Source organism: Microbacterium insulae, from assembly GCF_042677065.1.
Taxonomy (GTDB): Bacteria; Actinomycetota; Actinomycetes; order Actinomycetales; family Microbacteriaceae; genus Microbacterium; species Microbacterium insulae.
The window spans coordinates 2587582-2599454 of sequence record NZ_JBHTII010000001.1 but is presented as its reverse complement, the minus strand read 5'-3'; the positions used below and the strand labels follow the sequence as shown (position 1 = coordinate 2599454).

Here is an 11873-nt window from a genome sequence, read left to right as displayed (position 1 = left end):
TACTCCCAGGGGTTACCCACCGAGGACCCGATCGAGGTACGGGTTCGCGAACACCCGGTCCGGGTCGAGGCGGTCGCGCAGCGCGGTGAAGTCGTCGAAGCGCGGATACCGGTCACGCAGGGCCGCGGCATCCAACGTGTGCATCTTGCCCCAGTGAGGTCGCCCGCCGAGGTCGAGCATGATGTGCTCGACGGCGTCGAAGTACTCTCGCGGGTCGTCGCGCCAGTAGCGGTGCACCGCGATGTAGGCGGAGTCGCGGCCGTGCGCGGTCGAGAGCCACCGATCGTCGGCCGCCGCGAAGCGGACCTCGACCGGGAAGGAGATCCGCCACCCCCGCTCGTCGACGAGCGCGCGCAGCGCCTCGAACGCGGGGCGGGCGTGGGCGACCGGAAGCGCGTACTCCATCTCACGGAATCGGACGGACCGCGAGGTGGCGAAGACGCGGTGGGAGGCATCCGTGAACTCCCGATCGCCCCACATCGTGACCGAGAGCCGATTGATACGTGGGATCGTCGCCGGCACCGTCCGCGCCACGCTGCAGGCGACCTGGTGCAGCGCGCCGCCGACGAGGCGGTCGTCGACCCATTTGCCGAAGGCCGGCAGGGGATGCCGCGGCGCGCTCTCGGGGAGGCGGGTGTTCGTCTTCGTCATGGCGCGATCGGTGTGGGGGAACCAGTAGAACTCGAAGTGGTCGGGCTCGGCCGCACGGGCGTCGAGGCCGTCGAGCACGGCGGCGAGCTCTTCGGGCTGTTCCACGGCATGGAGCACGAAGGCGGGAACGCACTGCAGCGTGACCTCGACGAGGATGCCGAGCGCACCGAGTCCGAGAGCCACCGCGGGCACGAGGTCGGGGTCGTGCTCCTCGTCCACGGTGAGCAGGTCGCCGGATGCCGTGACCAGCGTCGCCCCGACGACCTGCGCGGCGATTCCCCGGAACCGGGCACCTGTGCCGTGGGTTCCCGTGGAGATCGCCCCGGAGATCGACTGGCGGTCGATGTCACCGAGATTCTCCATCGCGAGGCCGTAGGGCGCCAGCAGGCCCGGGATGTCGTACAGGCGGGTGCCCGCGCGCAGGGTCACACGCGCGCGCTCGCGATCCACGGCGACGAGCCCCGACAGGTCCGTGAGGTCCAGCAGCACTCCCGGTGCAAGGGCGATGCCCGTGAAGCTGTGGCCCGCGCCGACGGCCTTGATCGTCAAGCTCTGGGCGGCCGCCGCGGTGACCGCGCGCTGGACGGCCTCGGTGGTGCGGGGGAACTCCACCCGCCGCGGGCGGACGGACTCGGTCCGCCCCCAGTTCTGCCAGGTGCCACCGGGCCGGGTCACAGGAACGCCTTCCCCTCGCCGCGGTAGGTGGGCACCTCGCCGACCAGGTGTTCGCCGTCCACGACGTGATACCGGTCGATCCGCTCGGCCAGTTCGCCGCTCTTCGCGTGACGGAACCACACCCGGTCCCCCACCCGGAGGCGGCGGGCCGCCGCCCCCGCGAGCGGCGTCTGGACCTCGCCGGCACCCTCGCGAGACATCGCCTTCAGCCCTGGGGGCCACACCGGGAGGGGCTGGCGTGATGCCGCGGGCGGCCCCGACGCGATCCAGCCGCCGCCGAGGACGGTGGCCACCTCGGCGGACGGCTTGCGGACCACCTCCAGCGAGAAGGCCGCCGCCGGAGCAGGATCGAACGCGCGGTAGCCGTCGAAGAGATGCCCGGCCAGCAGACCGCTGCCCGCCGTGAGCTCGGTGACCGACTGATCCGATGCCGTGTACTCGAGCGACCCGGTCCCGCCACCGTTCACGAACTCGAGGGGCGCGACGTCGCGGAGAGCGGCGACGATGCCGGCCCGGCGGTCGAGCAGTTCCGCCGACGAGCGTCGCTGCATCCAGCGGATCACCGCATCGCCGGACCCCGTCGCGTCGCCCTGACCCGCGATCTGCGCCTCGTACATCATGAGCCCGACGAGCCGGAATCCCGGACGGGCGACGATCGTCCGGCCGAGAGCAGCCACCTCGCCGGGATCGTGCACGGGCGACCGGTGCACGCCGATGTGTCCGAGGCCCGGAGCCCGCCACGAGGCATCCGCATCGATCGCGACACGGACGAACGGGCGCGAGCCGGGCGCGGAGACGCCGTCGATGAGATCGAGCTGCGCCGGGTCGTCGACCATGAGAGTCACCCGCGCCGCGGCCTCCTCATCGGCGAGGAGCGCCGCGATCGCCGCCCGATCGGCGGTCGGGTAGCCGAGCACGACGTCGTCATGCCTCCGGGCGAGCCACAGCGCCTCCGGGAGGGTGAAGGCGAGGATGCCGCGATAGCCCGCCATGGCGAGCGTGGCGTCGATCACCTCGCGCACGCGCACGGACTTGCTGGCCACCCGAATGGGCACGCCGCCGGCGCGCACCACCATGTCGATCGCGTTGAAGCGGAGGGCGGGCAGACTGAGGACGCCGATGGGGCCGGAGATGCCGGCGACAGCCTCGTCGAGGGCATTCCAGTACGACGCGGGATCCTTCCAGGTCTCGGTCGCAACGGTCGAGGAAAGCAGGTCGAGGCTCATTCGGCCCGCTTCGGGTGCGCGCACATGGGGCCAGCCTAAGCCCCGGCGCGACCCGGCTCCTCACCCTCCGGGAGCGATCCCGTCTGAACGACGCAGCTCGGCGCAGACGTCGAGGCTACGCACGTACCCCCGCTGGGACTCGAACCCAGACTGAAGCGATTTTAAGTCGCCTGCCTCTGCCGATTGGGCTACGGGGGCGCCGCCTGCGCGGACCCCTCCACGGTAGCGGTCAGCCGGTGGCGCCGGCGGTCGCCTTCTCGGTGGGTGCCTTCTCGGCCTTCTCGGGCTTCGCGCCGGCAACCGGGGCCTTGTCGCCCGCCACGCTCTTCGGGTCGATCGCGGGAGCCGCCGGGCGCGGGCGCGCGGCGAACTCTTCGAAGACGTAGCGCGGGTTCTGGACGGTGGAGAGGTTGACCATGTCGCGGCCGAGCCAGAAGTTGTTCCACCAGCCCCACAGCACGCGCCACTTGCGCTCCCACGTCGGCATCGCCAGGCCGTGGTAGCCGCGGTGGGCGAGCCACGCGATCCACCCCTTGAGAGCGATGTTGCCGGACTGGAAGACACCGACCCACAAGCCGAGGCCCGCGACGGCACCCATGTTCTTGTGGAAGTACTCGCGCGGCTCTTCGCCGCGCAGCACCGCGACCAGGTTCTTCGCGAGGAGCTTGGCCTGACGAACCGCGTGCTGTGCGTTGGGCACGCAGTAGCCGCCGACACCGCCGCCCGAGAGGTCGGGGACTGCGGACACGTCACCGGCCGCCCATGCACCTTCGACGACGTCTTCGGCGGTGCCCACGCGCAGATCGGCGCGGGTCTGGATACGGCCGCGCTCCTCGACGGGAAGGTCGCCACCGCGCACGACGGTCGGGTTGGCCATCACGCCCGCGGTCCAGATGATGAGGTCGCTCGGGATCGTCTCGCCGGTGGAGAGCTCGATGTTGCCGTCGATCGCCCCGGTCACCTGCGTGTCGAGGTGCACGGCAGCGCCGCGCTGCGCGAGGTTCTTCAGCACCCACTCGCTCGTCTTCAGCGACACCTCGGGCATGATGCGACCCATCGCCTCGACGAGGTGGAAGTGGGTGTCGTCGAAGGTCAGCTCGGGGTAGCTCTTCACGAGCGACGAGGCCAGCGAGCGCAGCTCGGCGAAGACCTCGATGCCCGCGAACCCACCGCCGACGACGACCACGGTCAGCAGGCGGTCGCGCTCGGGACCGGGAGGAAGCGTCGCGGCCTTGTCGAAGTTCGACATCAGGCGGTCGCGGATCGCGACGGCCTCTTCGATCGTCTTGAGGCCGATCGCGTTGTCGGCGATTCCCGGAATGGGGAACGTGCGAGAGACCGCACCCGCGGTCACCACGATCTGGTCGTACTCGAACTCATACGGGTCGCCGGCGATCGGCGTGATCGTCGCGATTTTGTTCGCGTGATTGATCCCGGTGACCTTCGCGGCGACGACGTGCGTCTTCTTGAGATGACGACGCAGCGCGACGACGGAGTGGCGAGCCTCGATCGAGCCCGCGGCGACCTCCGGCAGGAAAGGCTGGTACGTCATGTAGGGCAGCGGATCGACGATGGTCACGTCGGCCTCGCCCTTGCGCAGGTGCTTCTCGAGCTTCCAGGCCGTGTAGAAGCCTGCGTATCCGCCACCGACGATGAGGATCTTGGGCACGGTGTTGGTCACGTTTGGAGGCTCCTGGAGTGTCAGCGGCTCGGCGCGCGGGACGCCAATCGGATGCGTCGGACAGCTGCGGTGACGCCGAGCGCCACCAGTATAGCCGTCGCCGTCGCGACCGAGAGGGGCAGAGTGCCGTAGATGACGGTCTCGCGTGACGGCAGCAGGGGGGATGCCGCGCGATCGACGACGTCGGCCGGTGGCAGCGGAGCGACCTCGAACGGCTCGACCGGACGCGTCGGCACCGGATCGCTCTGCGCCCGCCGGTAGATGCGGATCCACTCCGAGAGACTGCCCATCGGATTGGCGGCGACCGTGGGGACCGAAGCGGACACGGCGGCCGCGGCATCCACCAGCCCGTAGCCGTAGAGCGGATCGGGGACCGCGCTCGCCCCCGAGGCGGGACGCGCGGTCTCGACGATGCGGTTGATCACGTTGGCGGCGTCGAGCTCGGGATGGGCCGAGCGCACCAGGGCCACGATGCCCGCGACGATGGGCGCGGCGCCGCTCGTGCCGTTCCACAACACCAGCCGTCCGTCCGCCGAGACGCCGACGAGGTTCTCGCTGGGGGCGGAGACCCCGATCGTGATGCCCTGCGTGGATGCCTCAACGCTCGCCTTGCCGAGCGGATCGACGCCCGCCACGGTCAGCACTCCCGGGATCGTCGCGGGGGCGCCGACGCGCGTCGTCCCGCTCCCCCGGTTGCCCGCGGCGACGACGACCACCACGTCGTTCTCCATCGCGTAGAGGAACGCGTCGTCCCACGAGCGGTCCCAGTCGGGCACGTTCGTCGTGAGCGACATGTTGATGACGTCGGCGCCGTTGTCGACCGACCAGCGGATGGCCTCGGCGATCTGCTCGGTGAAGCTGCGCGTCGCAGACGCCCCGAAGCCCACCGACACCGAGAGCAGCTCGGCTTCGGGGGCCACACCGATCATCCCGGTGTCGGGGCCGGTGCCGCGGCCCGCCGCGAGCGACGCGACCCAGCTGCCGTGGTTCGAGTCGACGGCTCCCACCGGTGTGCGTCCGTCGGGCGTGCCGATGCCCGACACATCGGTTCCGCCGACGACGGCACCCTCGAACTCGACCGGACCGCGACCGATGCCGGTGTCGATCACCGCGATCCGCACGCCGTCTCCGCGCGTGGTCTCCCACGCCTTCTCGATGCCGTAGTCCTCGAGCCAGTACTCGGCCGAGCGGACCGGATCCTCGTCGGGCGCCTCCGGAGTGGCGGCGGCCGCCGGTGTCGCGCCGACGAGCGTCAGCGCGAGGACGGATGCGGCCGCCGCGGCCAGGAGCCGTCGGCTCATCCGGCCGCCCCGGGCTGGGCGCACACGCAGCGGCGCGGCGACCAGGACGAGCGTGCGAGTGCGAGGTCCCCGATGGGATTGACCCCGGGCCCCGCGGCGAGCGCATGGCCGGCGAGGGCGTGGAGGCACTTGACGCGTGTCGGCATGCCGCCGGCGGAGATCCCCTCGATCTCGGGCACCTCGCCGTAGGCCGCGCGGTCCGCCAGGTAGGACTCGTGGGCGCGGAGGTACGCGGCCTGCAGGTCCTCGTCCTCCGCGAGCGCGTCGGCGAGCTCCCGCATCACATGGTCGGCCTCGAGCACCGACATCGCGGCGGTCGCGGCCGGGTGCGTCAGGTAGTAGAACGTGGGGAACGGCGTGCCGTCGGGCAGCCGCGGCGACGTCGCCACGACAGTGGGATTGCCGCACACGCACCGCGCCGCGATGCCCACCACCCCGCGCGCGGGACGACCCAGCTGCTCGCGGAGCACCGCCAGGTCGGCGTCGGTGGCAGGGGGCAAGAGCGCGGTCGTCACGTCGGCAAGGCTACCGGCGGCGGCTGGGATGCGGCTGGAACCGCATGGCGTGAGACGAGTGTCAGGGAGTCACGGACGGCGTGGGATCGGGGACGCCGATGGTCGGCACGGACACGGTCGGCGACAGCCCGGCCTCGGTCACGGATCGCACGAGCTGCGACATCCAGTCGGTGCGGGTCTGTTCGACGTCCTCGCTCACGGGCGCCTGCTCCTGCGGTGCGAGTTCGGGCGGCAGGTCGTTGTCGACGAGGTACACCACCTCGCCGGGACGCACGTAGTAGAGCCGCTCGCGCGCCTGGGTCGTGATGTAGGCCGGATCGGACCACCGCTGGCGTTCGGCCTCGAGGTCGGCCACCTCCTCGCGGCTGAGCTCGACCGCCGACTCGAGCGCCGCGATCTGCTGCCGCTGATCGACATAGGTGCCGATCGTGGGGACCAGCACGAACGCGGCGAGCACGACGAGCCCGAGCATGATCACCATGAACCCCGACAGGCGGATGCCGCCGAGCCACGCGCGCACGTCCACGGGCGCCCGCGGCGGACGCCGCGAGGGACGGGAAGGGGGACCCGTCGTCTTCGCCACGGCTCCCCCTCTCGTCGATGTCAGCCCTGGAAGCGCGGGAAGGCCGCGCGGCCGATGAACGTCGCCGCGTCGCCCAGCTCTTCCTCGATGCGCAGAAGCTGATTGTATTTCGCCACGCGCTCGCTGCGGGCGGGCGCGCCGCTCTTGATCTGACCGGCTCCGGTGGCCACCACCAGGTCGGCGATCGTGGTGTCCTCGGTCTCGCCCGACCGGTGGGACAGCATCGCGGTGTAGCCGGCACGGTGGGCCATGTCGACCGCGTCGAGCGTCTCGGAGAGGGTGCCGATCTGGTTGACCTTCACGAGCAGCGAGTTGGCGACGCCGCGCTTGATGCCGTCGGCCAGGCGCGTGGGGTTCGTCACGAACAGGTCGTCGCCGACGAGCTGCGTCTTGGTGCCCAGTGCGTCGGTCAGAGCCTTCCAGTTGTCCCAGTCGTCCTCGGCGAGGGCGTCCTCGATCGTGACGATCGGGTAGTCGTTCACGAGGCCGACGTAGTACTCGGTCAGCTCGGCGGCGGTCCAGTCCTTCTGGTCGAGGCGGTACACGCCGTTGTCGAAGAACTCGGTGGCCGCGACATCCAGACCCAAGGCGATGTCGCGTCCGGGGGTGAAGCCGGCCTTCTCGATCGCCTTGACGAGGAAGTCGAGACCCTCGCGGTTGCTCGGCAGGTCGGGGGCGAAGCCGCCCTCGTCGCCGAGGCCGGTCGCGAAGCCCGCGGCCTTGAGCTCGCCCTTGAGGACGTGGTACACCTCGGTGCCCCAGCGCAAGGACTCGGAGAACGTCTCGGCGCCGATGGGTGCGAGGAAGAACTCCTGCATGTCGATGCCGTTGTCGGCGTGCTCGCCGCCGTTGATGACGTTGAACAGCGGCACGGGGAGGATGTGCGCGTTGGGGCCGCCGAGGTACCGGAAGAGCGGGAGGTCGGCCGAGTCCGCCGCCGCCTTCGCCACCGCCAGCGACACGCCCAGGATGGCGTTGGCGCCCACGCGGCTCTTGTTCTCGGTGCCGTCGACCTCGATGAGGATCTCGTCGACGATGCGCTGCTCGCTGGCCTCGACCCCCTCGATCGCGGGGCCGAGCTCGTCGATGACGGCGCCGACGGCCTTGAGCACGCCCTTGCCTCCGTAGCGGCTCTTGTCGCCGTCGCGCAGCTCGTACGCCTCGAACGCGCCGGTCGACGCGCCGGAGGGGACGGCGGCGCGCTGGACGATCCCGTCGTCGAGCAGCACCTCCACCTCGACGGTCGGGTTTCCGCGCGAGTCGAGGATCTCGCGCGCGCCTACAGCCTCGATCAGTGCCACAGGGGACTCCTTGCTTGTGGAGGGTGGATCTTGGGAGCGTCGTCGGTCCGCGTCCGAGTCTAGTGATGGCGGATGCGCCGCACAGGCGCCGGCGTCAGGTCACGACGGCGAGCGCCACGCCGTCCCATCCCTTGAGGTCGAGGGTCTGCAGCGCCGTGGCGTCGAAGCGCGGATCCCGCCCGAGCATTTCGAGGCCGCGCTGGACGCCGATGATCTGCGGGTTCTCGGTCGCGGGGTTGGCGACCTCTCCCCCGCGCACGGTGTTGTCGACGACGACCACCGTCCCGGACCTGCCGAGGCGGGCCGCCCAATCGAGGTATACGGTGTTCGACTCCTTGTCGGCGTCGATGAACACCAGGTCGAACGGCTCCTGGCCCTCGAGGGTCGGCAGCACGTCGGCACCGCGGCCGAGCCGGATGTCGACCTTGTGCCCGACGCCCGCCCGATCGAGGTTCGCCCGTGCGATCTCGGCGATGCGGGGCTCCGCCTCGATCGTCACCACCCGGCCGTCATCCGGGATGCCGCGGGCCATCCAGATGGTGGAGTACGCGCCGAGCGTCCCGATCTCCAGCACCCGCCGCGCGCCGCTGATACGAGCCAGCAGGTGCAGGAACTTGCCGTTGACCGGCGCCACCTCGATCGCCGGCAGCCCGGCCGCGTTCTGGTCGGCGACGGCCCCCTCGAGAGCCGGATCGTGGCCGATCAGAGTCTCGGTGAGGTAGGCGTCCACGCGGCGCCACTGATCGGGGGTCGGATCGCTCATGGCCCCAGCCAACAAGCCCTGCGGAGGCGCCGTCAAGAGCCGTGATTGTGGGCGCCCCACAACGGATGCCGCATCCTCGGCGGACGTGGGCAGGATGGGCGGATGCGAATCACACCGCGCCGGCTCGCAATCGGGATGAGCCTGTGGGCGCCGAACCTGTGGAGCGGCATCCGCGTCACGCACTTCGCCGAGGACTGGACGCAGGCCACCGTCGAGCTGCACGTCAACGCGCTCACGCGCAACTACGTGGGGACCGCGTTCGGCGGGTCGATGTCGGCGATGACCGACCCCTACTTCTTCATGCTCGTGATGCACCAGCTCGGACGCGACTACGTCGTGTGGGACACGCGGGGAGAGATCGAGTTCGTCAAGCCCGGTCGCGGAGTGCTCACGGCGCACTTCGCGGTCCCCCGCGAGAGGGCCGAGGAGCTGCGCGAGCGCGCGCGAGGCGGTGCCAGCGTGCGGGAGTGGTTCGAGACCGAGATCACCGATGCCGCCGGGGACGTCGTGGCCCGTGTGCGGCGCGAGGTCTACGTCCGCGAGAAGCGACGCGTCACCGAGTCCGCCGCCGCCGTGTGACCGACGTCACGTGTCGCGCTCGGCGATCGCCTCGTCCTCCCGGTGGTCGTCGGCCTCCCCCGGCGGGTACTCGGCGACGTCGGCTCGACCGCGCAGGAACAGCACGCTGGCGATCAGTCCGCCCCACACGATGAGGATGGACAGCACCAGGAACACGATGGCGATGGGGGTCACGAGCGCACCTCCTTGCGCGCGGTGCCGGTACTCCCGGTCGATTCCGGCGGGAAGGCGGGCCACGGCGTGAAGTCGTCGGGCGAGCGGCGCCAGGGCAGGATCGAGAGCACGATCGCCCCCACGAACAGCAGCGCGATCGCTCCCCACCCGAACACGGCGAGGTAGAGGGGCGGCAACCCTCCGTAGCCGTCGACGATGAGCGTCACGATCCGCGCGACGAGCATGTAGCCGAGGACCACGGGACCGAGGACCCCGACCAGCACGACCCAGATGGAGCCGACGCGGAACGTGGAGAGCGCGTTGAGGTGATACCTGAGCTCTCCGCCCTTGCGCGCGACCCAGATGACGAGGATCGACGTGAGGATCGCCGACACGACGATGCCGATGTTGTTGGTCCACTGATCCACGACGTCGAGGGCGAGGAGGCCGGTCGTGGTGGAGAAGACGAGCACCGACAGGATGGCCGAGACCACTCCGACGCCGAGCGCGGCGGCTCGCCGCGAGATCGCGAGCTTCTCCTGCACTGCCGCGGAGACGACCTGCAGCACCGAGATCAGCGAGGTGAAGCCCGCGAGGGCGAGCGAGCCGAAGAAGAGCGCCCCGAAGATCGGACCGCCGGGCATCTGGGAGACGATCGCGGGGAACGTGATGAACGACAGGCCGACGCCCGTCAGTCCGTCCAGTTCGGCGATGGAGACACCCCGCTCGAACGCGAAGAAGCCGAGCGTCGCGAAGACGCCGATCCCCGCGAGGATCTCGAACGACGAGTTCGAGAAGGCGACCACGAGCCCGGGGGTTGTGAGGTTCGACCGACGCCGCCGGTAGGAGGCGTAGGTGATCATGATCCCGAACGCGATGGAGAGGGAGAAGAAGATCTGGCTGTACGCCGCGATCCAGACGTTCGGATCGGCGAGAGCGGCCCACTCCGGGGTGAACAGCGCGTTGAGCCCCTCGGCGGCGCCGTCGAGGAAGAGGGCGCGCACCACGAGGATGACGAACGCCACGACGAGGATCGGCAGCACGATGACATTCGCGCGCTGCACGCCCTTGGCGATTCCGGCGGCGAGCACGACGATCGCCATGACCCACACCGCGACGAGCGGGATGAGCACGCCCGGGACGAACTCGAAGCTGAACCCGGGGTCACCGACCTGGAGATAGTCGCCGGTGAAGAAGGCGGCGGGGTCCTCGCCCCAGCGCAGGTCGAACGAGAAGACGAAGAAGCTCAGCGCCCACGCGATCACCACGGTGTAGTACAGGCCGATCACGAACGCGATCGTCGCCTGGAACCAGCCGAGCGACTCCATCCACCGACCCGCACGGCCGCCCAGTCGGCGGAAGGCCGTCGGCGCGGCGCCGCGGAACCGGTGCCCGATGGCGTAGTCGAGGAAGAGGATCGGGATGCCGGCGGTCAGCAGGGCGACGAGGTACGGGATGAGGAAGGCGCCGCCCCCGTTCTCGTAGGCGACCCCGGGGAAGCGCCAGATGTTGCCGAGGCCGACGGCCGAGCCGATCGCTGACAGGATGAAGCCGACCTGACCGGTCCACTGCTCACGCGGAGCCGGGGCGCCCGCCGGTCGGCTGTCGGTGTCGGTGCGGGTCATGGGACCTCCTCGCGTCCACCGCGCAGGCTATCAGGACGATCCCCACGCGGCGATCACCTCCGGGAGGAGTGCGTCGGCGGTGCGCCGGTACCCCAGAGCGCTCGGATGGAACCGATCCAGGCTGAACATCTCATCGGGCTGCGTGACGAAGAACGGTCCCACGGCGCGTCGGAGCGACACCACGCGCGCACCCGCGAAGGCGGACGCCTCCGCCTGCGCGTCGGCGAGCTGCCGCGACAGGCGCGACCCCAGCGAGCGCAGCGGCTGCGGAACCGGCCGCAGCGCTCCGAGGTCCGGACACGTGCCGACGACGACGTCTGCGCCGAGGGCGCGGAGGCGCTCCACCGCGGCGACCAGGTGGGCGATCGCGGTCGAGACGGGAACCCGGTGGGTGACGTCGTTGCCGCCCACGATCACGACCGCCACGTGCGGGCGATAGTCATGCGGAAGACTGTCGAGCTGGACGGCGAGCATGGACGACTCGGCGCCGACGAGGGCCGCCGTGTGCAGGCGGACGGGACGGTTCGCGGCGCGGGCGAGTCCCTTCGCGAGCCGTGCCCCGAGGGTGTCCTTGCGGCGCTCGGCTCCGAGTCCGGCCGCGATCGAGTCTCCGAACATCGCCAGCTCGATCGGCTCGCCCTCGTGACGCCTGCCCCAGACCCGGTCGGCGTCGAGCGCTACCTCGCCGAGCGGCTTGCCGATGCGCCGGCGGGCGATGCGGGCCTGGCGCTGCAAGAGCACGCGCGCCCCTGCGAGGCCCGCACCGACGGCGGCGACCGTCGCGGCGCTCGCGACGACGGCACGTGCGGGACGCATGGGC

General features: G+C 70.8%; 12 protein-coding genes and 1 tRNA gene. 1 reads left to right on the top strand and 12 read right to left on the bottom strand.

Features of this window, described 5'->3' with window-relative positions:
• Positions 1-12: 12 nt before the first annotated feature.
• The 9 genes from ACFQ0P_RS12100 to ACFQ0P_RS12060 form a co-directional block, all read right to left on the bottom strand.
• Positions 13-1326: a D-arabinono-1,4-lactone oxidase gene (locus ACFQ0P_RS12100; RefSeq protein ID WP_204978934.1), complete on the bottom strand. Its 1314-nt coding sequence runs from the start codon at positions 1324-1326 to the stop codon at positions 13-15.
• Complete coding sequence (locus ACFQ0P_RS12095) at positions 1323-2552, bottom strand: alanine racemase (protein ID WP_204981382.1); 1230 nt, start codon at positions 2550-2552, stop codon at positions 1323-1325. The genes ACFQ0P_RS12100 and ACFQ0P_RS12095 overlap by 4 nt, the downstream gene beginning before the upstream one ends.
• A 124-nt stretch (positions 2553-2676) precedes the next feature.
• Positions 2677-2750 (bottom strand) — tRNA-Leu (locus tag ACFQ0P_RS12090).
• A gap of 31 nt (positions 2751-2781) precedes the next feature.
• The gene (locus ACFQ0P_RS12085; RefSeq protein ID WP_378772274.1) at positions 2782-4233 is read right to left on the bottom strand and encodes an NAD(P)/FAD-dependent oxidoreductase; all 1452 of its coding nucleotides are present in this window, start codon (positions 4231-4233) and stop codon (positions 2782-2784) included.
• 20 nt (positions 4234-4253) lie between these two features.
• Positions 4254-5534: a S8 family serine peptidase gene (locus ACFQ0P_RS12080; RefSeq protein ID WP_204978933.1), complete on the bottom strand. Its 1281-nt coding sequence runs from the start codon at positions 5532-5534 to the stop codon at positions 4254-4256.
• Positions 5531-6049, bottom strand: a complete 519-nt coding sequence (locus tag ACFQ0P_RS12075) for a DUF501 domain-containing protein (protein ID WP_204978932.1) — start codon at positions 6047-6049, stop codon at positions 5531-5533. Before ACFQ0P_RS12075 ends, ACFQ0P_RS12080 begins: the two co-directional genes overlap by 4 nt.
• A gap of 61 nt (positions 6050-6110) precedes the next feature.
• Positions 6111-6632 (bottom strand): FtsB family cell division protein, encoded by a 522-nt coding sequence (locus ACFQ0P_RS12070; protein ID WP_378772271.1) that lies wholly within the window; start codon positions 6630-6632, stop codon positions 6111-6113.
• Between the two features lie 20 nt (positions 6633-6652).
• Positions 6653-7933 carry a phosphopyruvate hydratase gene (gene eno, locus ACFQ0P_RS12065; RefSeq protein ID WP_204978931.1) on the bottom strand — a complete coding sequence of 427 codons (1281 nt, stop codon included), beginning with the start codon at positions 7931-7933 and terminating at the stop codon, positions 6653-6655.
• A gap of 94 nt (positions 7934-8027) precedes the next feature.
• Complete coding sequence (locus ACFQ0P_RS12060) at positions 8028-8696, bottom strand: O-methyltransferase (protein ID WP_204978930.1); 669 nt, start codon at positions 8694-8696, stop codon at positions 8028-8030.
• Between the two features lie 102 nt (positions 8697-8798).
• On the opposite strand from ACFQ0P_RS12060, the gene ACFQ0P_RS12055 reads away from it, so the two are divergent.
• A complete protein-coding gene (locus ACFQ0P_RS12055; protein ID WP_204978929.1) occupies positions 8799-9275 on the top strand; it encodes a DUF4442 domain-containing protein in 477 nt (158 codons plus the stop codon).
• 6 nt (positions 9276-9281) lie between these two features.
• Here the strand turns inward: ACFQ0P_RS12055 and ACFQ0P_RS12050 are convergent, their stop codons facing one another.
• From ACFQ0P_RS12050 to ACFQ0P_RS12040, 3 genes are read right to left on the bottom strand one after another with little or no spacing between them, the layout of a single operon-like run.
• Entirely contained in the window at positions 9282-9449 is a 168-nt protein-coding gene (locus ACFQ0P_RS12050; protein WP_204978928.1) for a methionine/alanine import family NSS transporter small subunit, read from the bottom strand.
• On the bottom strand, positions 9446-11053 hold the full coding sequence (locus ACFQ0P_RS12045) for a sodium-dependent transporter (RefSeq protein ID WP_204978927.1): 1608 nt from the start codon (positions 11051-11053) through the stop codon (positions 9446-9448). The genes ACFQ0P_RS12050 and ACFQ0P_RS12045 overlap by 4 nt, the downstream gene beginning before the upstream one ends.
• A gap of 30 nt (positions 11054-11083) precedes the next feature.
• Positions 11084-11869 (bottom strand): SGNH/GDSL hydrolase family protein, encoded by a 786-nt coding sequence (locus ACFQ0P_RS12040; protein WP_204978926.1) that lies wholly within the window; start codon positions 11867-11869, stop codon positions 11084-11086.
• Between the last annotated feature and the right edge of the window lie 4 nt (positions 11870-11873).

Excerpts from the sequence above, each read along its gene's own strand:
- ACFQ0P_RS12095 (WP_204981382.1), bottom strand. The coding sequence starts at position 2,552 with ATGAGCCTCGACCTGCTTTCCTCGACCGTTGCGACCGAGACCTGGAAG.
- ACFQ0P_RS12080 (WP_204978933.1), bottom strand. The coding sequence starts at position 5,534 with ATGAGCCGACGGCTCCTGGCCGCGGCGGCCGCATCCGTCCTCGCGCTG.
- ACFQ0P_RS12060 (WP_204978930.1), bottom strand. The coding sequence starts at position 8,696 with ATGAGCGATCCGACCCCCGATCAGTGGCGCCGCGTGGACGCCTACCTC.
- ACFQ0P_RS12055 (WP_204978929.1), top strand. The coding sequence starts at position 8,799 with ATGCGAATCACACCGCGCCGGCTCGCAATCGGGATGAGCCTGTGGGCG.
- ACFQ0P_RS12045 (WP_204978927.1), bottom strand. The coding sequence starts at position 11,053 with ATGACCCGCACCGACACCGACAGCCGACCGGCGGGCGCCCCGGCTCCG.
- ACFQ0P_RS12040 (WP_204978926.1), bottom strand. The coding sequence starts at position 11,869 with ATGCGTCCCGCACGTGCCGTCGTCGCGAGCGCCGCGACGGTCGCCGCC.